The 25,946-nt window shown below is 68.0% G+C and carries 19 protein-coding genes; 12 read left to right on the top strand and 7 right to left on the bottom strand.

Features of this window, described 5'->3' with window-relative positions; genetic code table 11:
* Positions 1–48: 48 nt before the first annotated feature.
* On the bottom strand, positions 49–954 hold the full coding sequence (locus OZ403_RS08455; protein ID WP_140797629.1) for a LysR family transcriptional regulator: 906 nt from the start codon (positions 952–954) through the stop codon (positions 49–51).
* 76 nt (positions 955–1,030) lie between these two features.
* Here OZ403_RS08455 and OZ403_RS08450 point away from each other — a divergent pair, with 76 nt between their 5' ends.
* Complete coding sequence (locus OZ403_RS08450; RefSeq protein WP_268783877.1) at positions 1,031–3,274, top strand: S9 family peptidase; 2,244 nt, start codon at positions 1,031–1,033, stop codon at positions 3,272–3,274.
* Positions 3,275–3,281: 7 nt separating this feature from the next.
* Here the strand turns inward: OZ403_RS08450 and OZ403_RS08445 are convergent, their stop codons facing one another.
* Complete coding sequence (locus OZ403_RS08445; RefSeq protein ID WP_268783876.1) at positions 3,282–4,079, bottom strand: alpha/beta hydrolase; 798 nt, start codon at positions 4,077–4,079, stop codon at positions 3,282–3,284.
* Between the two features lie 112 nt (positions 4,080–4,191).
* On the opposite strand from OZ403_RS08445, the gene OZ403_RS08440 reads away from it, so the two are divergent.
* Together OZ403_RS08440 and OZ403_RS08435 are read left to right on the top strand one after the other, a co-directional pair.
* Positions 4,192–4,866, top strand: a complete 675-nt coding sequence (locus OZ403_RS08440; RefSeq protein ID WP_268783875.1) for a response regulator transcription factor — start codon at positions 4,192–4,194, stop codon at positions 4,864–4,866.
* On the top strand, positions 4,850–6,112 hold the full coding sequence (locus OZ403_RS08435) for a sensor histidine kinase (protein WP_268783874.1): 1,263 nt from the start codon (positions 4,850–4,852) through the stop codon (positions 6,110–6,112). Before OZ403_RS08440 ends, OZ403_RS08435 begins: the two co-directional genes overlap by 17 nt.
* A gap of 60 nt (positions 6,113–6,172) precedes the next feature.
* Here OZ403_RS08435 and OZ403_RS08430 read toward each other — a convergent pair whose 3' ends face one another.
* Positions 6,173–7,195, bottom strand: a complete 1,023-nt coding sequence (locus tag OZ403_RS08430; protein WP_140788867.1) for a deoxyhypusine synthase family protein — start codon at positions 7,193–7,195, stop codon at positions 6,173–6,175.
* 199 nt (positions 7,196–7,394) lie between these two features.
* Positions 7,395–7,889, bottom strand: coding sequence for a TetR/AcrR family transcriptional regulator (locus OZ403_RS08425; RefSeq protein WP_268783873.1), 495 nt, complete (start codon positions 7,887–7,889; stop codon positions 7,395–7,397).
* A 172-nt stretch (positions 7,890–8,061) separates the two neighbouring features.
* Here OZ403_RS08425 and OZ403_RS08420 point away from each other — a divergent pair, with 172 nt between their 5' ends.
* The 6 genes from OZ403_RS08420 to OZ403_RS08395 all read left to right on the top strand — a co-directional run bounded on the left by OZ403_RS08420 (position 8,062) and on the right by OZ403_RS08395 (position 16,285).
* On the top strand, positions 8,062–8,661 hold the full coding sequence (locus OZ403_RS08420) for a hypothetical protein (RefSeq protein WP_268783872.1): 600 nt from the start codon (positions 8,062–8,064) through the stop codon (positions 8,659–8,661).
* Positions 8,592–9,956: an FAD-binding oxidoreductase gene (locus tag OZ403_RS08415; protein WP_268783871.1), complete on the top strand. Its 1,365-nt coding sequence runs from the start codon at positions 8,592–8,594 to the stop codon at positions 9,954–9,956. Before OZ403_RS08420 ends, OZ403_RS08415 begins: the two co-directional genes overlap by 70 nt.
* Positions 9,956–12,562: an SDR family oxidoreductase gene (locus OZ403_RS08410; protein ID WP_140788861.1), complete on the top strand. Its 2,607-nt coding sequence runs from the start codon at positions 9,956–9,958 to the stop codon at positions 12,560–12,562. Before OZ403_RS08415 ends, OZ403_RS08410 begins: the two co-directional genes overlap by 1 nt.
* The gene (locus OZ403_RS08405; protein WP_268783870.1) at positions 12,559–13,524 is read left to right on the top strand and encodes an NAD-dependent epimerase/dehydratase family protein; all 966 of its coding nucleotides are present in this window, start codon (positions 12,559–12,561) and stop codon (positions 13,522–13,524) included. Before OZ403_RS08410 ends, OZ403_RS08405 begins: the two co-directional genes overlap by 4 nt.
* 113 nt (positions 13,525–13,637) lie before the next feature.
* Positions 13,638–15,179 carry a gliding motility protein gene (locus OZ403_RS08400; RefSeq protein ID WP_140788857.1) on the top strand — a complete coding sequence of 514 codons (1,542 nt, stop codon included), beginning with the start codon at positions 13,638–13,640 and terminating at the stop codon, positions 15,177–15,179.
* 344 nt (positions 15,180–15,523) lie between these two features.
* Positions 15,524–16,285 (top strand): hypothetical protein, encoded by a 762-nt coding sequence (locus OZ403_RS08395; protein WP_268783869.1) that lies wholly within the window; start codon positions 15,524–15,526, stop codon positions 16,283–16,285.
* Positions 16,286–16,489: 204 nt separating this feature from the next.
* On the opposite strand, the gene OZ403_RS08390 is transcribed toward OZ403_RS08395, so the two are convergent.
* Positions 16,490–17,863 carry a carotenoid oxygenase family protein gene (locus tag OZ403_RS08390; protein ID WP_268783868.1) on the bottom strand — a complete coding sequence of 458 codons (1,374 nt, stop codon included), beginning with the start codon at positions 17,861–17,863 and terminating at the stop codon, positions 16,490–16,492.
* A 99-nt stretch (positions 17,864–17,962) separates the two neighbouring features.
* Between OZ403_RS08390 and OZ403_RS08385 the strand changes: the two genes are divergently transcribed.
* The gene (locus OZ403_RS08385) at positions 17,963–18,616 is read left to right on the top strand and encodes a TetR/AcrR family transcriptional regulator (protein ID WP_140788851.1); all 654 of its coding nucleotides are present in this window, start codon (positions 17,963–17,965) and stop codon (positions 18,614–18,616) included.
* A 136-nt stretch (positions 18,617–18,752) separates the two neighbouring features.
* Here the strand turns inward: OZ403_RS08385 and OZ403_RS08380 are convergent, their stop codons facing one another.
* A complete protein-coding gene (locus tag OZ403_RS08380; protein WP_161604856.1) occupies positions 18,753–19,238 on the bottom strand; it encodes an outer membrane protein assembly factor BamB family protein in 486 nt (161 codons plus the stop codon).
* 429 nt (positions 19,239–19,667) lie between these two features.
* Here OZ403_RS08380 and OZ403_RS08375 point away from each other — a divergent pair, with 429 nt between their 5' ends.
* Positions 19,668–21,746 carry a sodium-translocating pyrophosphatase gene (locus OZ403_RS08375; protein ID WP_140788848.1) on the top strand — a complete coding sequence of 693 codons (2,079 nt, stop codon included), beginning with the start codon at positions 19,668–19,670 and terminating at the stop codon, positions 21,744–21,746.
* A 303-nt stretch (positions 21,747–22,049) separates the two neighbouring features.
* The gene (locus tag OZ403_RS08370; RefSeq protein WP_140788846.1) at positions 22,050–22,253 is read left to right on the top strand and encodes a hypothetical protein; all 204 of its coding nucleotides are present in this window, start codon (positions 22,050–22,052) and stop codon (positions 22,251–22,253) included.
* 152 nt (positions 22,254–22,405) lie between these two features.
* Here OZ403_RS08370 and OZ403_RS08365 read toward each other — a convergent pair whose 3' ends face one another.
* Positions 22,406–25,909: an Ig-like domain-containing protein gene (locus OZ403_RS08365; RefSeq protein ID WP_268783867.1), complete on the bottom strand. Its 3,504-nt coding sequence runs from the start codon at positions 25,907–25,909 to the stop codon at positions 22,406–22,408.
* Positions 25,910–25,946: the final 37 nt, after the last annotated feature.

The following is a 25,946-nucleotide window of genomic DNA, read 5'->3' as shown; positions in this document are numbered from 1 at the left end:
CGCGCATGACGTACGCCTCGTGCCACGGCCGTGAGGCGCGAGTGCCGCTCAGTCAGAAGCACTCCTGCCAGAGCGGGAGACGGCTTCATGCGCGAGGACGCGGAAGTGCTGCGCCGCGGGCGCTGGCCGCGTTCCAGGAAAGGCCACCACCAGCTCCGCGTGTCCGGGAGCGCCGCTCAGGGGGCGGAACACCACCCCTTTGGGACACAGCGCCTGGGAGGACGCGGGAGCGATGGTCAGCCCCAGGCCCGCTTCCACCATGCCAACGACGGACGGCCACGAGCTGGCTTCCTGGAGGATGTTCGGAGAGAAACCCGCGCCCAGACACATGCTCGTCACCAGGTCGTGCAGGCCCGGCGCGGAGTGACGCGGAAAGAGCACGAACGGCTCGTTCGCCAGTGAGGACAGCGCGACGACCTGCTGACGGGCTCGCGGGTGTCGAGCTGGCAGCGCGAGCACGAAGCGCTCCTGGAGCAGTCGCTCGACGGTGAGCCCTTCGTGACGGAAGGGCGCCCGGATGATGGCGATGTCCAGCTCACCCGAGGCGAGCGCGGCGCCGACATCCAGCGTCTCGCTGTCGTCCAACTCCAGCTTCACCTTCGGGAACCGCGTGCGGAAGCGCAGCACGATGTCCGGCAGCACGCCGAAAGCAGACGACGCGGCGAAGCCGACACGCAGCGTGCCCGTCTCTCCACTCGCCGCCTGCTGCACCGAATGGATGACATCCGCGCGCCGGGCCAGCAACGCGCGCGCATCCTCCAGCAAGCGGCTCCCGGCGGCGGTGAGCGCCACCCGGCGGCTCGTGCGCGTGAGCAGCTCGACTCCCAGCTCGGACTCCAGCCGGCGAATCTGCTGGCTGAAGGGCGGCTGGGCCATGCCGATGCGCGCGGCGGCGCGTCCGAAGTGCAGCTCCTCCGCCACGGCGACGAAGAGCTGGAGCTGACGGAATTCCATATCGAGACGATATCCATCTCAATGCGCATCAAAAGAGATATTGGTCGTGAAGGATGTGGCTTCTTACCATCGGCGCATGCGATTCCCCTTCGTTCCCCTCGGCCTGATGCTCACGGCGCTGACGGGAGCCCCCGTCCTTGCGCTGGATGACGCCCCCCTCCCCTTCGACCCCTCCGGAGCCACGCCGGACGCGCAGGTCCAGGCGAAGCTGGACCTGGCGGACCGGTTCGTCCGCCGGGTGGAACTCCTGCGCGACAGCCTGGTCCCCCCCAGGTGGCTGCGTGAGGGCGACCGGTTGGTCTTCTGGTCCCGTGAGGGCAAGGACGGCGGGACGTGGGTGCTGGCGCACGCGAAGACCGGGGAGCTGAAGCCGCTCCTTTCCGGTGAGCAATTGAGGCAGCAGCTCTCGGCGCTGCTGGGCAAGCCCATCACCGCGCCCCGCTTCTTCGACGTCGCGCTCGCTCCGGATGAGCAGGGCATCGTGTTCCGCCTGGAGGGGAAGACCTTTGGCCTGGGCCTGTCAGGCGGCCACGTCACCTTGCTGTCGCCGGAGGACCGGGCCGCGCTGACGCTGTCGCCGGAGCACTTCCTCGCGCCGAAAGGCGGCGCGCTCGCCGTGCAACGTCAGGGCGGCTTCGCGGTGCTGAACGCGGAAGGTGCCACCGTGGTCGAGCGCACGGGAGAAGCGAACCTCGACTGGCGGATTCCGGAGCGTCCCTGGTCACCGGATGGCCGCTTCCTGGTGGTGTGGCGGGATGACCTCCGCGCCGTTCACCAGGTGCCCGTCGTGGACTACTCCTCCGCGCTGGAGAAGGTGACGACGGTGCCGTACGCGAAGTCCGGGACGCCACTGCCGCGCGCGGAGCTCCATGTCGTGGAAGTGGCGACGGGCCGCGTGACGCGCATTCCGCCCGTCGAGGGCGAGACGTATGACTGGTTCGCCGGCTGGAATCCCGAGGGCACCGAGGCGCTGTGTCTCCACCTCTCGCGTGACGCCAAGCGGCTGGACCTGACCGTCGTGGAACCCGCGTCGGGCCAGCGTCGGCACGTGCTGCGCGAAGAGCGCCCGGAGACCTTCGTCACCGGCCTGGACTTCGCGGTGGGCGGCTGGGCGAAGCAGGTGACGGCGCTGCCAGGAGGACGCGGCTACCTCTGGATGTCCGAGCGTGATGGCTGGCGCCACGTGTATGCGTATGACCGCTCGGGGAAGCACGCGCGGCAGCTCACGCGAGGCGCATTTCCCGTGCACGAAGTGGTGGGAGTCGCCCCCACGGGAGATGCCCTCTACGTGCTGGCCTCCGCCGACAGCGGCGCGCCATACGAGCACCTCTTCTACCGGGGAAGCCTGAAGGGAGGCGCGTTGAAGCGGCTGTCCACGGGCTCGGGGATGCACCGCATCACGCCGTCCCCCTCGGGCCAGTACTACGTGGACGCATGGTCCTCGCGGACACAGCCCCGGCTGAGGGAGCTGGTGTCCGTGGAGGGTGGCAAGCGCGTGCGGCTCACCACGTCGGACGCGAGTGAGTTCGAGTCGCTCGGCGACACGCGGCCGGAAGCACTGCTCGTCAAGGCGGCCGACGGCGTCACGCCCCTGCACGGCGTGCTCTACAAGCCACGCGACTTCGACGCCTCGAAACGCTACCCCGTGCTCGCCTCCATCTACGCGGGTCCGTTCACCACCGTTGTTCCCTGGACCTTCCTGGGGACTTCGGATTCGCTGACCGCCAGCGGCCTGGCGCAGCTGGGCTTCATCGTGGTGTTGCTGGACCCCCGGGGTGGCCCCGGACGGAGCAAGTCCTTCCAGGACGCGAACTACGGCCGCGTGGGCCAGACGGAGATTCCCGACTACGTCGCAGGGCTGAAGCAGGCCGCTTCCACGCGCCCATGGATGGACCTGGAGCGGGTCGGCATCCACGGCGGTTCATGGGGCGGCTATTTCACGCTGCGCGGCATGCTGACGGCGCCGGACTTCTTCAAGGCGGGCTACGCCGGAGCTCCCGGAGCGCTGGAGGAAGAGGCCATCATCAACGAGCCCTATCTCAACCTCCCAAGCGTCAATCCCCAGGGGTACGCGGCGGGCGACAACCTCGCGATTGCAGACAGGCTGAGGGGCCACCTGAAGCTGATGCACGGCACGAGCGACGTGAATGCCACGCTCTCCGTGACGATGCGGATGGCGGACGCGCTCATCCGCGCAGGCAAGCGCTTCGAATTGCTCATCATGCCCGGCCAGCCGCACTCACCCCGGGGGGCCGCCAGCCGCTACTACCGGGACGATGTGGGCCTGTTCTTCCTCCGGACCCTGGGCGGTCCCCGGTAAGGGCGCCTCATGGGCCCTTGCGGCCAGGCGCTCGGCGGTCCGCATGGAGCCAGCGGCGCACCTCCTCCAGGTACTCCCGTGGGAGGGCATGCCCGCTGTCGAAGGTCTTGTGTGTCTTGCGACGGGACGGAGCGGCATCGAACAGGGCGCGGCTGTCCGCGACAGGCGCGAAGTCATCCTTGTTCGCCGTCAGCAGCAGCCAGTCCTGGTGAACGCTCGCCATGTGACGCGAGGGGGCCACCTCCTCCATCGACGGGTCGATGTGGGGCGGTACCATTGTGACCAGATGGGTGATGCGGGGCTCACGCGCCGCCAGCAGGATTCCCACCTGGGCGCCCATGCTGTACCCGGCGACGAGCACCCGAGGCGGCTGGCCCTTCGCGAGCACGGTGGTCAGCAGCGCGTGGGCATCGCGGACGGTGTCGGCAATCATCGCCACGTACCCTGAGGGCTCCCCTTGATGGGCCCGCTTGGCGAGCGCTCCCGGCCTGGCCTCGGGCGTCGCCCGCTCTCCGTGCCGGCGTGCATCGAGGAGATAGACGCGGTAGCCGGACCGCAGCAGTTCGTCCTTCAGCACACCGCCGTGGGTTGGCCCCTCGTTCGACAGCCAGTCCTCCTTGCGGCGTGTCAGGCCGTGCAGGAGGACGGCGATGGGTGGATTCGCGGCAGCTCCCTCCGGCTCCAGCACCCGCGTGGGGATGCGTTCTCCATCCGCGCCGCGAACGTCCAACGACGTTTCCGGGGCGGCGGCACGGGCCACGGAAGCAGATAGAAGCAGCAGGCACAGCGACAGCAAGCGGTTCATCGCGGTTCTCCCAGAGGTCAGAAGCCCGGCCACCTTGCCGCCATCCGCGTCAGCCACGCGTCAACACCCGGTTGACCTCCGGCTGACGTTGCGGCTGATAACCTTCCCGCCCATGCGAGTGCTCGTCGTCGAAGACAACCTGGACCTCCAGGCCAACATCGAGAGGTTTCTGGGGAAGGACTTCCAGCTCGACTTCGCCGCCACCGGGCCCCAGGGGCTCACGCTCTCGCTGGGCCAGGAATACGACGTCATCGTCCTGGACCTGATGCTGCCGGGAATGAGTGGCATCGAGCTGTGTCAACGCTACCGGCAGCTCGCGCCCCGGCTGGTGCCCATCCTCATGCTGACTGCGCGGGACACGCTCGAGGACAAGGAAGAAGGCTTCCGCGCGGGCGCGGATGACTACCTCGTCAAGCCGTTCTCCTTGAGGGAGCTGCGGCTGCGGCTCGAAGCCCTGGCGCGACGCCCCGTGCCTCCGAGCGGACGACGGCTGACGGTGGGGCCACTGACGCTGGAGCCAGACACGGCCCAGGCACGGCGAGGCGTGCGCGCCGTCCACCTCAACAAGACCGAGACACTCCTCCTGAGGCTGCTGATGGAGGCCGCGCCCAAGCCCGTCTCGACAGCCACGCTGGCCCACCACCTCTGGGGGGACGATGCGCCGGAATCCAGCGCCTTGCGCACCCACGTCTATGCCCTGCGCGGAGCACTCGCCGAGCTGGGGATGAGCGACTGCATCACCACCCTCCGCAACAAGGGATACTGCCTGGATGCGCGCGAGGACTAGGTCGGTCCGAGGTCTCCTCCTGGGCGCCATGGGCATGTCCGCGGCGCTCGCGCTCGTCCTGATGGGGACGTTCTTCACGCTCTTCAGCTACGACCTCGAAGACGCCATCTTCGCTCGGTTCGTCGCCACCGCGGCGGACGGACGCAGGGATGACACGGGGGCCATCCCACTTGGAATGACGGCCTATGTCGGCCACGAAGGCCTTCCGTCCTGGCTCGGAGACGCGCTCCCCCTGGACACACCTCGCGGCGAATACGAAGTCTTTGCCCAGGGCCGTGGGCACTTCCATGTCGCGGTGCGACCGGACGCGCCGGCTGGCACCACGCGCTACGTGGTCTTGGACACGACGGCGCTGACGAGCACCACCCGCCACCTGCGCCGGACGTCCGGACTGTTGCTGGCAAGTGCCCTGCTGGCCCTGTTGGGCGCCGCCGGGCTCTCCCTTGTCGTCGCGAGGAGGCTCAGCCGTCCGCTGGAACAGCTCGTGGCACGCGTCCAGTCGGATACGCCGGCGCGGGAAGAGGACGTCGGGGTCACCGAGGTGCGGGCCCTGGCCGAAGCCCTGCGTGTCCGGGATGCCCGAATCCAGGAACTTCTGGAGCGAGAGCGCGCCTTCAACCGGGACGCGAGCCATGAACTGCGTACGCCCCTCGCCGTGGCGCAGGGCGCGGTGGAGATACTGGAGTTGGACCCACCCGCGGACACGGAGACCTTCGGCCGTCTGCGGCAGGCCGTTCACCACATGGGCCTGCTGACGGAGGGCATCCTCTGGCTGGCCCGGTCAGGCCGCGCCGATGAATCGTGCGGACTGGTGAGCATCTCCCGCGAAATGGTCGCGCTGTACGGCAACCACCGCCCTCACGGCGCCGTGGAGCTCGTCATCGAAGCGAAAGAGGAGGTCCTCGCGCCGCTTCCCGGGTCCGTGGCGCGAGTGATGCTGGGCAACCTCATCAAGAACGCGCTCGCCTATACGCACCATGGGCGCATCGTCATCCACATCGCGCTAGAGGGATGGAGCATCTCCGACACAGGCGTGGGCTTCGGCCGGGTCGAGCCCGGGAACACGGGCTTCGGTATCGGCCTGTCGCTCGTGGAGCGGCTGGCGCGGCGGTTCAACTGCGACGTGGCCATCAGCGCCGTGGAGCCACACGGGACGACGGTGCGGCTCACCTGGCCTTCCGTTCGTGCGAGCCAAGCGGAAGTGTCGTTGCCCCCGTCAAATCAGACAGCTCGGATTTGGGAATGAGCAGCACGGAACTCGCGGGGGACCGGTGACTTTTGCCACCGGTCCCGCCTACCGCGGCCGCTACCGCTGATGCTTGGCGATGAGCGCGTTCGCCGCTTCCGGATTGCGCTTGCACTCGAGCAGAGCGCTGAGAATCAACGGAGCGACAATGGTGGCATCCGACTCGATGACGAACATCGGCGTCGTCTCGGTCAGCTTGTCCCAGGTGATCTTCTCATTGGGCGTCGCGCCCGAGTACGAGCCGTAGGACGTCGTCGAGTCGCTGATCTGGCAGAAGTAAGCCCAGGGCTTCACCGGCTTCTGCAGGTCGTACTTGATCGACGGAACGACGCAGATGGGGAAGTCACCGGCGATACCGCCGCCAATCTGGAAGAAGCCGACACCCTGGCCCTCGGACATCTCCTCGTAGCGGTCGTAGAAGTCAGCCATGTACTCAATGCCAGACTTGACGATGCTCGCGTTGCATTCGCCCGCCTTCACGTAGGACGCGAAGATGTTGCCGAACGTCGAGTCCTCATAGCCAGGGACGACGATGGGCAGACGGTGCCGCGCCGCCTCGAGCAGCCAGCAGGCCTCCGGGTCACCCTCATACGCGGAGGGGTCGAGCGCCTGGATGAACGCGTAGAAGTACTCGTGCCAGAAGCGGCGCTCGCCCTTCTCGGTCGCGCCCTTCCACATCGGGACGGCAATCTTCTCCACCGCGCGGAACGCCTCGTCCTCGGGGATGCTCGTATCGGTGACCCGGCGCATCCGCGCCTCGAGGATTCGCGTGTCGTCCTGCTTGGTGAAGTAGCGGTACTCGGGGAAGTCCTTGTACCCCGTATGCGCGACGAGCCGGAAGAGCGACTCCTCGATGTTGGCGCCCGTCACCGACAGGCCGTGAATCAGCCCCTCCCGGATGGCCGGTGCGAGCGTGATGCCGAGCTGCGCCGACGACATCGCGCCCGCGACGCTCCAGAACATCCGGCCACCGTTCGACACGTGCTCCCAGTAGGACAGGAGCGCATCGCGCGTCGCGCGCGCGTTGAAGTTCTTGTAGTTCGTGAGGACGAACTTGAGAACGGGAAGTTCAGACGAGGACATGTGAGCCTCCAGCAACAACGTGGTGAATGCTCGAGAGGCGCACGCCTGGCGGAGCCACTCGAGGACACCCTACGGTCGCAACGAGATGTCGCGGCCGCCATCGGAGCGTCAAGTGGCTCCGGCTAGCTAGCACAAGCGGACCCCGAGTCGCCACCGCGTTCCACGCCTCCCCGGTTGCCCCCCAACAGAGCCGGCCGCCTCAGATGCGCTGAACCACCCGCAGCGCGAAGCGCACGAAACGTGCGTCCAGTGGCTCATTGAGCATGAGGCGCTGCCACACCAGGCCGGAGAGCACGTTGACCACGAGCTCCCGGTCGACGGGCCGGCGGTCGGCGAGGCACGCCCGGAGCTCGTCACCCCGCGGGCGCACCAGTTGGGCGATGAGCCGCCGGTGGAGGTCCTCGTCGAATTGCGCCTCCGCCATCAGCGCTCGCAGCACGGGCGCCGCCTCCGAGGCCCCCCGGCAGAACTCCACCAGCGTCGAGGACAGGGAAGGCTTGCGCCGGCTCATACGGGGCGCCTGACTCACCCACTCGGAGAACGCGTCGAGCACCAGCGCCCCCTTACCCGGCCACCAACGGTAGATGGTCTGCTTCCCAGCCCCCGCGCGCTCCGCCACGTCAGCGGTCGTCACCGCCGCATAGCCCTTCTCCAGCACCAACTCCTGCGCCGCCGTGAGAATGGCCAGGCGCACTTTTTCGTCCCTGGGTCGTCCCGTCCGCATGACACGCCTTTACGAGACTTCGGGTCTCGGAAACAACCCACTTACGAGACTCACGGTTCCGAAATCGCGTAACGCAGTGCGCACCTGCGTAACCCGCGCGCGTTGACGGGGGAGAGGGCCCTGTGTACGACTGCGAGTGACCATGGCTAAACAATCAGGTTTGATGCGCCGTCTTGGGAATGTGGCGCTGAACGAGGTGAGCGAGCGCTTCGGCAGCCCGTCACCCACGCCTTCCTCCGGAGACACGCGCTTCACGCCGCCGACGCCTGCCGCGTCGAAGGACGAGGAATCACTCGAGGGCTGGGGCTTCGCCGACACGCGTTTCGTGGTGAAGCCCGACGGGAGCACCGTCCTCACGGGCACCCGCTACAACATCAGCAATGTCGCGCTGCCAGACTTGATGCCGTGGTTCGCCGGCAAGCTGGCCTCGCCGCTGGGGTACGACAATCGCAACGAGCCGCACTACCCACCCGAGATTCCCGCGGCGAAGAAGAACGACAAGCTTGTAGCGGCGCTGCGCGAGTTCCTGAAGGAAGAGCAGCTCACCGACGACCCCAAGCAGCGCCTGCGCCGTGGCCACGGCCACACCGGCGGTGAAATCTGGGCCATCCGCTACGGGAAGCTGGACCGGGTGCCCGACCTCGTCATCTTCCCGCGCAGCACGATGAGGTGGTGCGACTGGTGGAGGTCGCCACCCAGCACGGCGCCTGTGTCATCCCCTTCGGCGGCGGCACCAATGTGACGGAGGCGCTGCGCATCCCGCTCTCCGAGGAGCGCCTGGTCATCGCCGTCGACATGCGGCAGATGAACCGGATTCTGTGGGTGGACCCCGTCAACCGCATGGCCTGCATCGAGGCGGGCGCCACGGGCCGCCACCTGATGGAGGAGCTCGCGAAGTTCGGCTTCACCATGGGCCATGAGCCGGACAGCCTCGAGTTCTCCACGCTCGGCGGGTGGATTGCCACGAACGCCAGCGGCATGAAGAAGAACCGCTACGGCAACATCGAGGACCTGGTGCTCGACATGCAGGTCGTCACGCCCCAGGGCATCGTGGAACGCCCGCGTCAGGCCCCCCGGGAGAGCGTGGGCGTCAACCCGCGCCAGTACATGTTCGGCAGCGAGGGCAACTTCGGCATCGTCACCACGGCGGTGGTGAAGCTGTTCCCGCTTCCCGAAGTGCAGCGCTACGGCTCGGTCATCTTCCCCGACCTCGAAACGGGCCTCTCGTTCCTCTACGCGCTCCAGCAGTCCGGAGCGGTGCCGGCCAGCGTGCGGGTGATGGACAACACCCAGTTCCACTTCGGCCAGGCGCTCAAGCCAGCCAAGCACGGGCTGGCCGCGAAGGTGAAGAGCGAGCTCGAGAAGGCCGTGGTGACGAAGCTCAAGGGCTTCGACCCGTACAAGCTCGCCGTGGCCACCCTCGTCTTCGAGGGCTCGCGCGAGGAGGTCGCCTTCCAGGAGAAGACGGTGTACCGCATCGCCTCGGAGCACGGCGGCATGAAGGGCGGTGGCGCCAACGGTGAGCGCGGCTATCAGCTGACCTTCGGCATCGCGTACATCCGGGACCTCACCTTCGAGCACTGGGCCATCGCCGAGAGCTTCGAGACGAGCGTGCCGTGGAGCCGTGCCATGGACCTCTACGAGCGCGTGCAGCGCCGCGTCGAGAAGGAGCACGCCGCGCTGGGCCTGCCGGGCAAGGTCTTCTTCACCGGCCGCTTCACGCAAGTCTACCAGACGGGCGTGGTCATCTACTTCTACCTGGGCTTCTACGCGCGCGGCGTCAGCGACCCGGTGGGCGCGTACGCGGCGCTCGAGCATGCGGCGCGCGAGGAGATCCTGGCCGCTGGCGGCTCGCTGTCGCATCACCACGGCGTCGGGAAGATTCGCCGCGACTTCCTGCCCGAGGTGTACTCGGAGGCCGCGTTGACCCTCAACCGCAAGGTGAAGGCCGCCATCGACCCCGACAACGTCTTCGGCGCGTCGAACTGCGGAATCAACGGCCCGGTGGCCCTGACCCCGGATGAGGAGGCGCACTGATGTCCCGCCACGTATTTCTCACCGGCGTCACGGGGTTTGTCGGCAAGGTGGTGCTGGAGGCGCTGCTCGCGCAGGGCGTCGAGCGCGTCACGGTGCTGGTGCGCGAGTCGAAGGACCGCCAGGGCCGCGTGCATTCGGCGGCGGAGCGCTTCGCGAAGGTGGCGCAGGCCGAGTGCTTCTCGCGCCTCCAGGCTGGCTGGACGGAGCGCGTCGCGGTGGTGAGCGGCGACCTTGAGCAGCCCGCTTGCGGCCTGTCTCCCGCCGACGCCGACGCCGTGCGCCAGCACGTCACGCACGTCGTGCACTGCGCCGCCAGCGTGGAGTTCGACCTGCCGCTGGCGCAGGCGACCTCGGCCAACATCCGGAGCGCGCTGTCGGTGCTGGAGCTCGCGCGCACGTGCCCCAAGGTGGTGGGCATGGTCGACGTGTCGACGGCCTACGTCAGCGTGTGGCGGCCCGGCCCCATCGAAGAGAAGCTGGCGCACCTGCCCAAGCCCGCCGCGGAGCTCTACGAGGCCTTCCAGGTGGCGCAGGGCGACGGCCGCGAGTGGCTGGAGCTCACCGGCCACCCCAACACGTACACGCTCACCAAGAGCGTCGCCGAGCACCTCATCTGTGAACGCCGCGGCCACGTGCCCGTCGTCATCGTGCGCCCCAGCATCGTCTCGGCGGCCCACCGCACGCCCTTCCCGGCCTGGCTCGACAGCCCGGCGGCGCTCGCGGGCTGCCTGCTGTACAGCGGCCTGGGCGTGGTGCGCGCCTTCAATGCCGATCCGTCGGTGCGCCTGGACGTGGTGCCGGTGGATGTGGTCGCCAGTGAAGTCGTGCGTTCGGTGTTCGGCCCCATGCCGAAGCCCGGCCAGGCCGTCCCCATCGTTCACGCCACCATGGGTGTGCAGCGCGCGCTGCGCATCGACATGGCCGCGGCGTCGACCATCGAGTGGTTCAAGCACCGCCCCGGCGTGGTGAAGGCGCCCGACATGTTCGTCGGCCGCAAGGACCACGGCTTCGACGCGGTCGACCTGATGCGCCGGGAGCTGCCGGTGCAATTGCAGAAGGCGGCGCTCGCGCTGTTCGGCCAGGCCAAGGCCCACCGCCGGCTGGTGCGCGCCGACGAGAAGGTGCAGTACCTCAACGAGGGCTTCGCGTACTTCACGCACCACACTTTCGACTTCGTGCGCAGCACGCCGCTGGAGGTCCCCGGCTTCGAGCCCTTCGAGTACGTGCGCGTGGTGAACGAGGGCATGTACCGCCACCTGCTGTCGCGCGATGAGAGCCAGGTGTCCTTCGCCGGGCCGAAGCACGACGACGCGCGCGGCGACCGGGCGTGGGTCCAGGAGCGCGGCGTGGGCAATACCACGCACAAGGTGTTTGGCTATGCGCTGCGCAAGACGTTCCGCCACTGCACCAGCGACGTGACGTTCGACCGGCCGTCGTTCGAGCGCGCGATGGCGCAAGTGCCCCCCGGCACGCTGGTGGTGCTGGCGCCCACCCACCGCAGCTACTTCGACTTCCTGCTGACCAGCTACCTGTGCTTCCAGCACCCGGAGCTGGGCATCTCGATGCCGCACATCGCCGCCGCGGAGGAGTTCGGCCGCATCCCCGTGGTGGGGCCGATTCTCAAGGACTCGCAGGCCTTCTTCATCAAGCGCGGCGTGGGCCGCGAGGTGCCGGAGCTGGGCGAGGAGCTGCGCCGGCTCACCGAGAAGAACGCTTCGCTCATGTTCTTCGTCGAAGGGCAGCGCAGCCGCGCGCGGCTGATGCTGCCGCCCAAGCGAGGGCTGTTGCGCGCGCTGCAGAACACGAAGCGCCAGTTCGTCGTGTTGCCCATCGCCATCTCCTACGACCGGCTGCCGGAGGAGGCGTCCCTGTCGGAGGAGCTGTCCGGCAAGCCGCGTCCGAAGATGACGCTCACCGGCGTGCTGTCGTGGCTCACGAAGCTGACGCGGGGCCAGGTGCAGTTGGGCCGTGTGCATCTGTCGTGTGGCGCGCCGCTGGCGCTCAACCCCGACACCGACGTCCGCGCGCTGAGCCATACACTCATGGCCGAGCTGCAGCGCCACACCACGGTGAGCAGCTTCCATCTGCGCACGTTCCTCGCCGAGAATCCGATTCCGGGCGTGGATGAAGCGTGGCTGCGTGAGGCCATCGAGCGGCGCGGAGGCCGCGTGCTCGACAGCGACCTGCCCGTCCCCAGCCCCCTGTCTCCGGCGCTGGCGCACTCGCTCCGGAACCAGTGGCAGCACTGGTTCGCCGGTGACGTGCTGGCCCGGCAGCCCGGCAATCCCGCGCTGGAGGACCACCTGTCGCGCTACCGTTGGTGTGCCACGCCGCTGGCCGAGCTGAGCGACGCGCGCGTCGACGCCGTGGTGAAGGCGCTCTTCGAGCCCGTCGTGCGCGACTACCAGGAGGCGACGAAGGTGCGCGCGCCCGACGAGCTGAAGGCCGTGGCGGTGACGCACCGGCCGCACCTCGATGGCGTGGTGCAGGCGCTGGTGTCGCGCGACATCGTGAAGCCCGCGGGTGACAACTTCGAGTGGGGGCCGAACGCGGCGGAGCTCTCGCGGTTCCATGAAGCATGCGCCTGGCGCGGGGTTCAGCCGTGAAGACACTCGTGACGGGAGCCAGTGGGTTCCTCGGACGCAACCTGCTGGAGACGCTGGGCGACGACGCCGTGGCGCTGGTTCGCTCGCCGCTGCCGGGCCCGGTGGCCCAGGTGTCGGGCACGCCGCTCGACCCTGACGCGTGGCTGTCCCAGGCGCAGGGCGTGAAGGTGCTGATTCACTCCGCGGGAATGGTCCACCACAGCCGGCAGCACGCCGACGAGATGGTGCGCTTCAACATCGACAGCTCACTGGCCATGGTGCGCGCTGCGAAGGAGCTCGACGCCCGGCTGGTGCTGGTGTCGACGTCAGGCACGGTGGGCTGCTTCTCCCATCCGACCATCGAGGCAGACGAGCATTCCCTCTACGCCGAGGCGCTCGTGGGCCGGTGGCCCTACTACCTGTCGAAGATTCTCGCCGAGCAACAGTCGCGGAAGCTGGCCAGGCAGCTCGGCGTGGAGATGACGGTGGTGCGGCCTCCGGTGCTCCTCGGCCCCGGGGACACCTTGGGCCGCTCGACAACCAACGTGGCCCGCGTACTGAACGGGCGCCTCCCCTTCATCCCCACGGGTGGCATCGCCTTCACCGACGTGCGGGACGTGGCGCATGCGCTCGCCGTGCTGGCGAAGAAGGCCGACTGGCGGGACACGTACCACCTGCCCGGCACCACCCTGCCCCTGCGCACCTTCTTCGAGCGCGTGGGCGAGGTCGCCGGCATCCGGGTGAACCGTCCCGGAGTGCCGACGCTCGTCGTCGACGGGCTCGCGAAGCTCGGCTCCCACGTGCCGCTCAAGAAGCTGCCGGACCCCGTGGTGCTCGAGATGTCGACGTGCCACTGGGGGTTCAAGACGCTGTGGAGCCACGAGGAGCTCGACTACCGGCCGCGGAGCCACCGGCAGACACTGAGCGACACGGTGGCGTGGCTGCGCGAGGCGCAGGCGCGGCAGACGCCCCTGGCGGGCTGAAGTCTGGAGGGGCGGCGCTCCGTCGCTGCCCCTCCCCCTCAAACAACGAGGGAGCGATGCGGCGCATGGCCTAGACTGGGTCCGAACCAACCCTCTTACGGACCCGGTCGACCATGAAGCCCACGCCAGGAGACATCTTCGTCGTCCACACCCCTCGGCTTGACGCCTACACGGCGGTCCAGGTGACCGCCCTGAAGGTCGAGGGGAAGGACGAGCTGGCCTCCGTGCTGGCGCTGGACTGGGTGGGCCCCTCCCTGCCCGACGCCGCCGCTGTGGCGGCCATGGCCCCCGCCAACTTCAACTTCTTCTTCTGGAAGGACCGCCGCGACCATGTCTGGGCGTCCGCGGAGGTCCCCCGGGGCTACACCCTGGTGGGCCACCGGCCGCCCCTCGTCGACGAGGAGGTCAACAGCTACGGCGGCTGGCCATCCGGCAGCGACCTCTACAATCAGCGCCGCTGGGAGGCCATCCCCCAGGCGCAGCGCGACCTCTTCAAGCAGATGGACGCCGCACCCGACAACCGGGTGCTGTTCACGGTCGGCGACATGGAGGTACTCCGCTCGACGCAGCAGTTGGATACGGAGCACCTCGCCGCCGCGTCTGACCTGTCGGTGTTCGAGGCGCTGCCGATTCTGACGTCTGTCAATGCTGCCGCCCCCATCCCCGGCCTGTTCGACTTCATCCGGCGCCGTCCCTTTGTCTATGAATCAGAGGTGCTCAAGCATGGTGAGCGCCGGGTCGACCTGCGGGGAGCCCAACTGACCCAGCTCACGCTCGACGTAACGGGCGTCCACGAGCTCTATCTGAACGACGGACTGGAGCACCTGTCCCTGCTCGGCCAGCCCGACCCGGCGCTGAAGATTCACGGCGAGGCGGATGGGCGCTGGCTGACCTTGCGCCTGGACGCTCCGGACAAGCCCTGGTCTGGCCTGGACACACTGGACAGCCTGCATGTGGCGGCCGCGCGCGACGTGGATGCCTCGCGCATCGTGCGGCGCTTCCCAAACCTGACGGAGCTGCGCATCTGGGGCGCCCCGGGCTTCCTGAGGAACACCGCCGAATTGGCGAAGCTCCCGGCCCTGGCCCTGCTGACGTTGAGCGACATGTTCGGGATGTCACCCGACGAGTTCCCCGGCCCGGAGCAGCTCCCCCACCTGGGAATGCTCTGGCTGACGAGCATTCCCGCGGACGTCGCCGCCCAAGTGAAGAAAGCATTCAAGGCCGCTGCGCGCGAGGGCCTGGACCTGTCGGTGCGACAGCCGCGCAAGGCCGACTGGCTGGCGGAGAACCTGGACAACCCCTTTCGCGTCTGGGACGGGGCCGACAACATCAGTCCAGCCCAGGCGAAGAAGGCCGCGGCGCTGTACCGCCAGGCACGGTCGGCCGCGCTCAAGGCCGTATCCGAAGGGGACCGCTCCCCCGCCGCCCTCGTGTCCGCGCTCACCCCCATCGTCACGGCCTACACCGATGGCTTCAACAAGCTGGATGCCCGCAACACCTTCATCTTCACCGAGGAGCGTGAGCAGATTTATCTCGCGCTGGTGGGCATCTTCGACGCGGTGGATGAAAAGCTCCGGTCGACGGAAGGGACTCCCGCCGAGCCGCTCAATCGAGAGGCCCTGGTGTCGGTGATGGATTCGATTCGAGACTTCTAGGCCAACGCCATCGGTTCATTCCGAGCCGCGATGAGATGAGCAGTCCGCGATTCACGCTGGTGACTCCCTTCGGGGGATTCACGGAGCCCTGCATGCATCGGCTACTACGTTGGCTATCCGATTGCCTGGGGCCGCGAATGCCCTCATCGAGCAATCCGGCTATTTTGCGTAACAAATTTGTATCAATCCACAGGAGGCAGCCGGACGCAGTCATTGAATTTTTTCACATACTCAGAGGCATGTAGCGTCCGCCCGCGTGCTCCAACAGGGCATCTGTCCTTTCCGTATCGGAACACTTATTACCGTTTAAAACGGGCAAAACTGGCGTGCTATCTTCCGCCGCCATGCGCACGTCCCTCAGCTTCGCGTCCTTCCTCGTCGCTTCTTCCCTCACCGCTGGCTGTCTCGGTCCCGAGACGGACACTGATACGGATGCGGTTCAGTCCATCGAGCAGCAGGCCACGGACCCCTTGTTCCGCGTCCACAACATCGTCGAGGCCGTGCTCCCGGCCGCCAACTACGACGGTGTCGCTGGCAACGAGTGCATCGCGCTCGTGAACCCCGAGCACCGCCTCCGCAAGATCATCGTCGTCGAGACAGCCGGTGCCAACGGCGCTTGCGCGCTCAGTGCCTACAGCGCGGGCAGCGCCCTCAGCTTCACCTGGGGCGACACCTCCGTCTACCAGGGCCCGGCTGGCATCGCCTCCATCCGCGCCGCGCTCTCCGACAATGACGGCGCCGTGCACCGCCTCACCGGCACGCTCACCTCCGAGGCCACCACCCTCGCCCACCTGCAGTCCTTCCTCACGCAGACCAACACCCAGCAGGCCAGCGCGCTCGCCACGTTCACCTCGGAGCGCGTGCACTCCCGCTACGACTTCGAGGGCCAGGAGCAGGTCTACGCCGAGGCCGCCTACCAGGCCGTCCGCGTCACCCAGCCCTGTGAGACCCCCGGCTACCCGAGCATCGAGGCCCGCGTCCACAACGGCTTCGTCTATGGCTACAAGGCCAGCAACACGGGCAGCTGCCACAGCGGCTGGTTCACCCGGCGCTACGTCTACAACCGCAACTGGCAGCTCGTCGACAGCTACGAGTACTCCGAGTAGTCCGCCACGCCGCGGCTTGATGCGGCAGGCAGTCGCCGTTGCTCATTGATGGCCATGGATTGGCCTCTCGCGCGAAGCTGTCCAGCGGGAGGCCATCCATGAGCGCTCCGTCCAGAAGAGCGGCCGGGCACAGCTCTCCCTCGGGCTGAAGCAGGTTCTGACCTCGCTCCACCAGGCTGCGGCGCCGCCCTGCGCTGAAGGGCATCACATCGCGGCGAAACTGCCGTGAAACGTCACGGGAATGGCCTGGTCGAAGTGAACGGTCGCCAGCGGACCGTCTTCGAGATGCTCGCCGTCGAGCACCGCGACGTAGGAGTGGTCGGTCGTCGAGTCGAACACGAGGTCGAGCACGAAGGTGGCGTCCTGTGACGCTTCGCGCGGCACGAGCACGGGCTCGCTCGGCACATGCCCGGCCGGGAGTACCCACTCGGCGCTCCTGCCCCGGTCGAGGTCGATGCGCGTCACCCCCAGGATGTTCCGGTCCGCGACGTTCCGCTCGGTTTGCGCGAACACCGTGCCGTGCCGCGCGCCGTGCAGTCGCGGATGCACCTGAGGAAAGTCGCAGGGAACATCGAAGAGCTTCGTCTCACGCGTCGTGCCGGACTTCAGGTCGAGCTGCACACGCGTCAGCAATGGGAGGGGCCCGGTCGATTCCATTTCTCCAATCTCCCCGAGCGAGAACTCGGGGTAGCGGCAGAAGTCGACACATGGACCGTCCGCGTCCTCGAAGGCGTTCGAGAAATGCCAGAGCCAGAAGGGGTCGAGCTCGAACGTCTGGGGTGAATGGATGGCATCGAGCGGGACGACGATGAGCCGCGCCCCGAGCTCAGGCCTCCACCGAAAGAGCTGGGTGACATCTCCCAGGCCGACCATGGCGCGCAGGAGATTCAACTGCACGGGCCCCACGAACAGGATGAGGTGCCGCTCCGTCGCCATGAAGTCATGCACCATGCTTTGCCAGGGCGCCTCCACGGTGCCGAGCTTCGACGGTTCCCCGTCGTCCGGCAGCGCGTACAGGTCGATGTTCATCTTCCGGCCATACCGGACCCCGAAGTTGAACGTCGTCCGCAGCGAAGCGACACGGTGAGGGTGCGCCGAGAAGGCCCCCGTCACCACGCCCAGTCCCGTGGCGTCGAGCGTCTCCAGCGTCGTGGGGTCCATCTCCTGGAGCAAGCCGTTCTCCATCAGCGCGAAGAGCCGGTCCTTCCACAGGAACGTCGAGGTGTTGCCCGTGGTCTTCGCCGCGTCCCTCATCACCGCCCGCATCCGATCGAGCCACGACGCGGATGACGTGTAGAGAAACCGCCCCGCTATCTCCTCCGCACGGTAGCCGGCGCTCTCGACGATGCGGCTCGCGCCCTGCGCGCCACGGCCGTCGAAGCGTACCGCCGTCACGGCGCCATCCGCCTCGAACGCATGCGCGATTCGCGTGCCAAAGCGCTCGAAGAGGCCCGGTCCGGCGCGGAACAACGTCCCCCGGAGGAACTCGGGGAGCCGGCCTTCGACCCGCAGCGGCTCGAAGCCATGGGGACGGGAGAGGGACCGCAACAATGGACTCACGGCATTCGCGCTGCGCATCCGCTGCTCCTGGAGCGATGAAATCCGCGTCGAGACACAAAGTAAGTGACTCTTACTTGCTTTGCAACAAGGGCCAGTCCATCTACCCTGGCTTCACGCATGGCCACGAAGACGCGAGCACGCCCGTACCACCACGGGGACCTCAAGCACGCCCTGCTGGAAGCCAGCATCGAACTCATTCGCGAGGAAGGCGTCGACGCGCTCACCGTCGCGGAAGTCGGACGCCGCGTGGGGGTGTCCTCCGCCGCCCCCTACAAGCACTTCGCGGACCGCCTGGCCCTGCTGCGCGCGCTCGCGACGGAGGGAAACCGCCGACTCAACGCGACCCTCATCACCGCGACGGAAGGGACAACGGACCCGCACGAGGCCTTCCGACGCTCAGGGGTCGCGTACATCCGGTGGGCCGCAGAGAACCCGGCCCTGTACCGCATCGCGACGGACCCGGCGTACATCGACTACGCAGGCCCGCATCCGGACGAGCAAGTCCCCGAGCCGCTCAAGGGCTCGATGGACACGTTCTGGCCGGCGCTGTCGGAGCTCGTCCGGTCCGGGAGCGCGCTCCCCACCTCGCATCCGCTGATGGAGCAACTACGAGGTCGCGCGCTCGCACAGGGCCTGGCGAACATGTTCGTCAGCGGCGTGTTCGATTCACTCGGAATCGCCACATCCGACGCGGAGCGGCTTGCCCGCGCCGTCACCGGTGAAGACGTCCCGGCCACGACACGCAAGGGCAGGACTTCGCGGACGCGTTGAGCCCTGACGAAGGCACCATGCCCGAGCTGTTCGACCACATCACGCCCAGGGGACGCGAACCTACAAAGCACATGCCGTTGAGATTGATTTGCAACTCTACCCGGCAATCCCGAGCGTGCCAGACGGGCCCGCGGGCTCAGGTCACCACGCGTGCCCGCGCGCCATGGACCCCCATCTGAAGTTGGAGCGAGTAGATGCCTCCATCCCCATGTTCGCTGCTTCGAGTCCATTGGGGCCGGCCGGAATCCGCCGCGAACGCGACGAAGACGTCTTGGTACGAGACGATGACCTGCCCGTCTTCCACCAGCACCGACGCTGACGTGAAGTTCGGCGCATGAGCCGGCGCCACGCGCTGCGTCCAGAGGGGGCGGCCACTCTCGTAGTCGAGCGCGTGGACATCGAGGAAGACGCGCTTCTTCAAGACGCCCTCGGAGCCGCCCGCGAACACGTACACGCGCCCATCCCGCACCTCCACGTGCGTGGGACGCGGGCGCATCCCTGGGACCGACTTGCCAGGAACGGGGAACGTCCATGCGGTACTGCCGTTCATGCGGTCGTAGGCAGCGACCAGGCCATTGAAAGCCGTGACGAGGAGTGGACTGGACTGGTGCGGTGCGTTCATGCCGCGACCCGTTACCACAGAAGCCCAGAGCCCCCTCCTCCGCCCCCCCGGACTGAGCGCACAGCCCTACGGGGCCCCCGGGAGAAGGCCGCGCCATGGGCGTCGCCTCCGTGGAGACGGGGCCTTGAATACGTACTGGCCCGTATCTTTCGTAGAATCGCGAGTGAGTCCGGGCACTTGGGGCCCATGGTGATGCAGCCACCCGCCCCGCCTGTCGTCTGGACTCGCGCCCCGCATGAGAACCGGCCCGGCACTGGAGGCCGTGACGCACCCGCCCAGGACGTTGGTAGGACTCCCAACCTGCTGGGGCGCGCCTAGGAAACTCCCAGATTGCGCTGAAATCAACTATACGCGCTCCGTACAAATTTCGCGGCACACGAGCGACCCGGTCGGCGAGGTCAGGCTCCCGGGACGTCTCTGGAGGATTGGATGGAGTTGTCGAGTCTCGAGTCGAGTTTCTGGGCAATCGCACCGGGCGTGGTCGGCGCCGTGGGGCTGCTCTTCGCTGCGTTCTTCTACTTCCGCGTCAAGGCGCTCCCGGAGGGTGACGCGACGATGAACCGCATCGCGGGCTACATCCGCGAAGGCGCGATGGCGTTCCTCGTCCGCGAGTACAAGGTGCTCGCCGCGTACTGCGCGGTCATCGCGGTGGTCATCGGCCTGGCGCTGGGGCCGCTCGCCAGCGGGAGCTTCGTGCTCGGCGCGTTCCTCTCGCTGCTGGCCGGATACATCGGCATGAAGGCCGCGACGTACGCGAACGTGCGCACCGCGCAGGCCGCGCGCACCGGCTCCAAGCCGAACGCGCTGCTGGTCGCGCTCGACGGTGGCGCGGTCATGGGCCTCGCCGTCGCCGGCCTGGGCCTCATCGGCATGGGCGGCGTCTACTACGCCTTCCAGGGGCATGCGCAGCTGTCCCCCGTCCTCCACTCCTTCGCCGTGGGCGCCAGCTCCATCGCGCTCTTCGCCCGCGTGGGCGGCGGCATCTACACCAAGGCCGCTGACGTCGGCTCCGACATCGCCGGCAAGGTCATTGAGAACATCCCCGAGGACGACCCGCGCAACCCGGGCGTCATCGCCGACAACGTGGGCGACAACGTGGGTGACGTGGCCGGCATGGGCGCCGACATCTACGAGTCCATGGTGGCCGCGATTGTCGCCGCCATGGCCATCGCGCTGACCGCCAGCGCCGCGGACCTCTCTCGCCTCGTGGTGGACCCCTCCGCGATCGGGAGCGCGAAGGTGGCGGGCGTGGTTATCCCGCTGGTGCTGTCCGCCGTGGGCCTGGTGGTCAGCCTGCTGAGCATCTTCATCGCGCGCGCGCTCAAGCACATGAACCCCGCGCAGGTGCTGCGCAGCGCCCTCATCCTGCCCCCCGTCATCCTGGTGGGTCTGTCCTTCGTGATGATGCAGGTGTTCGGCCTGTCCCAGGCCATCACGGTGGCGCTGGCCGCGGGTGCCTTCGGCGGCGCCATCATCGGCCTCGTCACGGACTACTACACGTCGTCCACGCCGGTGCAGCGCATCGCGGAGGCCTCCGTCACGGGCGCCGGCACCAACCTCATCCGCGGCCTCGCCGTCGGCATGGAGAGCGTGGGCATCCCGATGGCCACCATCGCCCTGGTGGCCTACATCGCCGACCAGGCGCTTGGCCTGTACGGCATCGCGCTGGCGGCCGTGGGCATGCTGGGCGGCACCGCCGTGGTGATGACCGTGGATGCCTATGGCCCCATCTCCGACAACGCCGGTGGCATCTCCGAGATGTCCGGCCTGGGCCCCGAGGTCCGCGCCATCACCGATGAGCTGGACGCGGTGGGCAACACCACGGCGGCCATCGGCAAGGGCTTCGCCATCGGCTCGGCAACGCTCACCGTCATCGCGCTCTTCTCCGCCTTCAACCTCGAGGTCAACCACACGCGCATCGCCGCTGGCCTTCCGGAGATGAGCCTGCAACTGACCAACCCGAACGTCATCGTCGGCCTGCTGCTGGGCTCCATCCTCCCGTTCCTGGTGGGCGCCTCCACGATGCTCGCCGTGGGCCGCGCGGCCGGTGCCATCGTCGAGGAGATTGGCCGTCAGTTCCGCGAGATTCCGGGGCTGATGGAGCTCAAGGCGGACCCGGACCCCAAGAAGATCGTCGACATCGCCACCAAGAGCGCCCTGCGCGAGATGATCTTCCCGGGCATCATCGCCGTCGTCGCCCCGCCCCTGGTGGGCTACCTGCTGGGCCCTGGTGCGCTGGCGGGTCTGCTGGCCGGCTCGCTCGTCGTCGGCGCCACGATGGCCCTCTACATGGCCAACGCGGGCGGCGCGTGGGACAACGCCAAGAAGTTCATCGAGAAGGGCAAGCTGCCGGGCCACGCGAAGGGCTCGGCGGTCCACAAGGCCGCCGTCGTCGGTGACATGGTCGGTGACCCGTTCAAGGACACCTCTGGTCCTGGCGTGGCCATCCTCATCAAGGTCATGAGCGTCGTCTCCCTGCTCGTGGCCTCGCTCATCGCGCTTCGGTAGTCGCACCGGCGCAGCGCCTCGGATGCCGAGGCGCCGCGCCACTCCCGGCAGCTCGCACCGCGCGGCCCATGAGCCGCGCGGTGCTCCGGAGCGCCGGGGGGAGGCCGAGGCCTTGCCTGCCCGGGAGTCCCCTGGGCTGCGGGCGGGCACGCACTACACTCACTGTGTACCGCGACCGCCTGCGCGCCAGTCCTCAGGTCCGGCAGCACCGGCCCCAGCGGCCTGTCGTGCACGTGTTCGCCCCCATGCCCTCGGGTGAGAGGGTGGCGTGTCTCCGTTGTTGTGCTGTCAGAGAGGTGACCCATGGTCCTGGAGCTCTCCCAGCAGCAGATCCACGTCCTCCACGCGTGCCTGTCTGAAAGCATCGCGGAGTTGCATGACGAGGTCCTTCACACCGACGAGCGCGCCCTGCGCGAAGCACTGAAGCTCAGGCTCGACCAGCTTCAGGGCATCCAGCAGCAGGTGGAAGCCTTGATGCAAGCCCAGGAAGGGGCCTCTCCTGGCTGAATGCAGATTCCAAGCTGCCCGAGGCTGCAGCCGAGCCCCGAGCGAGAGACAGCGGTGCTCCAGGTCGATGTCGCGGGCAGCGCGGCGGTCGCCAAGCTGACCTTGCGCACCGCGAAGGCGGACGTCGTCGCTCGCGGGCCAGGTTCAGGCCGTCACGGGCCCCACACGGGCCCGCTTGGAGTGACAGTCATCCCCTGCACCCCCGCGCGCAGCGGCGCCGGGGTGGCCGCGCCGCTGGCGGCGTAGCCGAAGCTGCCGCCTGTGCTCTCAATCCCCTTCTCGAAGCGGACCACCGCGCTTCCGCGGGTAGGGTGACTCAACGTCACGCTGTACGCGGTCGTCGTCTCGTCGAGCGTGAGCTGCAGCGCCGCGCTGTCGGCCACAGCCTTGGCCTGCACGACGTGAAGGAAGTGACTCACCACCTCCCCGCGGGTCTCAATCTCTCCACGGAACTGACCCACCGGGTACGGGTAGGTGCCATCGCCGCGCACCGGGCCGCGCTCGTCGACGATTCGCCGGACCGGATTGGCTGGAACCAGGGTGCTGACCCGCAGCTGCTGCCCGCCACTGCTCGCGGACCAGGTGTTGCCCATAAGCACCGGGGGCTCCGGGAAATGAATCAAGAAGGTCTTGGCAACCGTGGCGTCATCCCGTGCGCTTTCGAGCCGGTCGAACACAATCAGGGTGTCGAGCGGACGCACGAACAAGGTCTCACGCACCACCCGGCCCGCGTGCGGGTTGCCGACCTCGGCCTCTCGGTGGGCCCACTCGGCGTTCAAGTCATACACGCCGGTGAGGTCGACCGCGGCGTAGCTCGCCACTGACGACGACTCCAGGCGCAGCATTCGCGGCGCGTGGTGGTAGTAGCCGACCGTGCCCAGCCCCTCGAACAAGAGCGTGTTGTGCGCCACGGGTGATGCGCAGTCGACCGCCGCGCCACCGGCGTATCCGACGATGGAGTTGGCGTAGCCCACCGTCTCGCGGGTCAGGAACTCGCCCGCGCGCCACACCTGGAAGTTGCCGGAGTCACGGTGCTCATGGCCCGCGTTGGCCGTCACACCGAACTGCAGGTTGACCAGGGTCGCATCGGGCGCCCACGCCGTCTTGGCGTACACCATGCCCAGTCCAGGTGCGTGGTAGTCGAGCGGCAACTCCGCGAGGTCACGTGACGGCACCGCCGCCAGCGTGTCGCTGTAGACGTACCGGATGAGACGGTCGTCAATCGGATGGCCGGTGAGCTCCAGGAAGCGCTTGGCATAACCCGCGACGGGCTGGTCCGACCACTCCTCGATGAGCGGGGCGAAGTAGCTGCCCAGCGACGTCTGCGCGGTGTTGCTGGGATTCCACCGGTTCAGCCAACGCTCGTCGTCATTGAATGGGAAGGTCTCGAACAGCTGGAACTGGCCCCTCCGGCTGGGCCCCGGCGTGGTCGAGTAGATGGACCAGAAGACCGACGCCATGAAGTAGTCGGTCTGGTTCCACATGTCGTGGCCATACAGGCCCAGCGTGGTGAACGGCACCGTCATGTAGCCGAACGTCCGGCGGCCGTAGGTCGAGCCCTCGTGCGGCGCGCCGCCCGCCCCCGGCCCATCCAGATAGGGCCGCAGCGAGAAGGCCCAGCGTGATTTCATCGCGTACTGCAGGAGCTCGTTGGCGAACGGCTGGTTTTCATGCCAGCTGGCAATGGCCCACAGGAGCGCGTTGCGGAAGTACCCCGTGTAGTAGTTGTTGCCCTCCATGCCGATGCCGCCCCACGGATTGGCGTTGAGCGCCTCGATAGCGAAGTTCCACCGGTTGACCAGGAGCGTGCGCTCCGCCGGAAGCAGGTGGGCGAAACACCAGTCGTAGGTGAGGATGACCGCCTCGCCGTACCAGCGGGCTGGATCGCTCGACACCGTGTTCTCGGAGATGGGAATCTCGGTGCGTACCGCCCAGTCAATCGCGGCGCGGCATGACGCCTGGGTGCCGGTGAGCAGCGAGTGCATCGCCGCATCGATGGCCTGCTCGGGCGCTTGCACGTTCGCGACGGGCGTGTACGGGTGCTGCGCGAAGTACGCCTGGGCCCGGGCAAGCCGGTCCGCCGTGAACCACACCCGAGGATGCGCCACCGGGATATCGAGCACCACGGGCGGCCCGTTGGCGATGGTCAACATGACTGGCGCCGAGGTGGTCCGGTTGCCGGCGCGGTCCCGCGCCACCGCCGTCACCGGGAAGGTGCCGTCACCCAGCAGGGTGGTGGAGACGTTGATCCAATAGGGATAGCTGAGGTCTTCGCCCCCGAAGTCCTGTCCGTTCACCTGCAACTGCACGCCAGCAATCCTCACATTGTCATGGGCGTCGACCCTGACTTGGAGGGTACCGCCCACCGTCACGCCGCTCTCGGGCGCGACGATTCGGACCTGGGGCGGCGTGACGTCGGGAGGGGGCGCGCTCACGTTGACGGATACCGGCGCGGAGACGGTGACATTGCCAGCGGCATCGCGAGCCACCGCGGTCAGCTGTCTGAGCCCATAGGGCTGGAGCGCCTCGGTGTCGAGTGTCACGGACCAGGGTGCGGCCACGTCCGCCGCGCCGACCTGAACGCCGTCGAGTTCGACGTGGACCCGGGTGACGCCCACGTTGTCGCTCGCGCTCATCCGCACCGTGAAGGGACCGCTGACCGTCTCTCCCGCAACGGGCGCGGTCACCTGCACCTCGGGAGGCGTGGTGTCGACAACCGCGTTGGCGACGGTGACGAGGACCGGCGCCGAGGTGGTGAGGTTGCCGGCGGCGTCGCGCGCGTGCGCGGTCAACGAATGGTTGCCATTGCGGAACAGGCGGGTGTCGAGCTGCGTCGAGTCGAGGTCGCGGCCGTCGATGCGCAGCTGCACGCTGGCCACACCGACGTTGTCGCTCGCGTCCACGGCGATGCCGACCACGCCCTGCACCGTCGCGCCCGCCGCGGGCGACGTGATTGCAACGGATGGAGGCGTGGTATCGCTGCGCGGCGCAGGCGGGGTGTACTCAATCGTGAGGAGCGGTCGACGCTCAGGCTGGGTGGCCAGGCTGGTGAAGACCTTGGCCACCTTCCCAATCCTCGAGTTCGCCAACATCACGCCCTGGTTGGTCGACGGGTCGTCGACCCACGACTGCACCACCGCCACGTCGAGTGGCACCTCGTGCACGCTCACCGTGCCCGGAAACGTGGAGACCTCGAACGACGAACCGGCGACCAGGTCCGTCCCCTGCCCGGCCGCCCCCAGCCGGTCCCACTCCAGCCCGTCGTCGCGAAACTGCCATCCCAGTCCGCTGGCCACCAGGTTCCAGGGCGCCTGCACGTACGCGCCTCGAATCGAGAAGTCGCTGGTGTAGGTCTCCACCGCGAAGCGCAGCGTCGCGCTCTGCACCACCGCCCCAGCCGGCACGCCCGTCTGCGGGAAGCGCAACAAGGCCTCGACCTCATAGTCCTCGGTCTGGAACACCCCGAGCAGCACCTGATTGCGATGCGCCGCGCCGTTCTGCGTCATGCCTTGGCTGGTGATGGCCACCGCCTCTGACACAGTCACCGGCGAGGTCACAGCCCGCAGCACGGCCCCCGTGCCGGCCTCCGGCGCACCATCCTTCGTGCAGCCCGTGAGCAAGAGCGCGCCAAGCACCGCGGCCCACAACCCAGCCACGCTGTTTATTCTCGAGTTCATTGACTAACAACTATTA

Source organism: Myxococcus sp. NMCA1 (assembly GCF_026810205.1).
In the GTDB taxonomy this organism is placed as follows: domain Bacteria; phylum Myxococcota; class Myxococcia; order Myxococcales; family Myxococcaceae; genus Myxococcus; species Myxococcus xanthus_A.
The sequence above is the reverse complement of the archived record's forward strand: the minus strand, read 5'-3'. Positions and strand labels throughout refer to the sequence as shown.

Excerpts from the sequence above, each read along its gene's own strand:
- OZ403_RS08445 (WP_268783876.1), bottom strand. The coding sequence starts at position 4,079 with ATGAACCGCTTGCTGTCGCTGTGCCTGCTGCTTCTATCTGCTTCCGTG.
- OZ403_RS08400 (WP_140788857.1), top strand. The coding sequence starts at position 13,638 with ATGAAGCCCACGCCAGGAGACATCTTCGTCGTCCACACCCCTCGGCTT.
- OZ403_RS08385 (WP_140788851.1), top strand. The coding sequence starts at position 17,963 with ATGGCCACGAAGACGCGAGCACGCCCGTACCACCACGGGGACCTCAAG.
- OZ403_RS08395 (WP_268783869.1), top strand. The coding sequence starts at position 15,524 with ATGCGCACGTCCCTCAGCTTCGCGTCCTTCCTCGTCGCTTCTTCCCTC.
- OZ403_RS08440 (WP_268783875.1), top strand. The coding sequence starts at position 4,192 with ATGCGAGTGCTCGTCGTCGAAGACAACCTGGACCTCCAGGCCAACATC.
- OZ403_RS08410 (WP_140788861.1), top strand. The coding sequence starts at position 9,956 with ATGTCCCGCCACGTATTTCTCACCGGCGTCACGGGGTTTGTCGGCAAG.
- OZ403_RS08370 (WP_140788846.1), top strand. The coding sequence starts at position 22,050 with ATGGTCCTGGAGCTCTCCCAGCAGCAGATCCACGTCCTCCACGCGTGC.
- OZ403_RS08380 (WP_161604856.1), bottom strand. The coding sequence starts at position 19,238 with ATGAACGCACCGCACCAGTCCAGTCCACTCCTCGTCACGGCTTTCAAT.
- OZ403_RS08420 (WP_268783872.1), top strand. The coding sequence starts at position 8,062 with ATGGCTAAACAATCAGGTTTGATGCGCCGTCTTGGGAATGTGGCGCTG.
- OZ403_RS08450 (WP_268783877.1), top strand. The coding sequence starts at position 1,031 with ATGCGATTCCCCTTCGTTCCCCTCGGCCTGATGCTCACGGCGCTGACG.
- OZ403_RS08375 (WP_140788848.1), top strand. The coding sequence starts at position 19,668 with ATGGAGTTGTCGAGTCTCGAGTCGAGTTTCTGGGCAATCGCACCGGGC.
- OZ403_RS08435 (WP_268783874.1), top strand. The coding sequence starts at position 4,850 with ATGCGCGCGAGGACTAGGTCGGTCCGAGGTCTCCTCCTGGGCGCCATG.
- OZ403_RS08430 (WP_140788867.1), bottom strand. The coding sequence starts at position 7,195 with ATGTCCTCGTCTGAACTTCCCGTTCTCAAGTTCGTCCTCACGAACTAC.
- OZ403_RS08390 (WP_268783868.1), bottom strand. The coding sequence starts at position 17,863 with ATGCGCAGCGCGAATGCCGTGAGTCCATTGTTGCGGTCCCTCTCCCGT.
- OZ403_RS08455 (WP_140797629.1), bottom strand. The coding sequence starts at position 954 with ATGGAATTCCGTCAGCTCCAGCTCTTCGTCGCCGTGGCGGAGGAGCTG.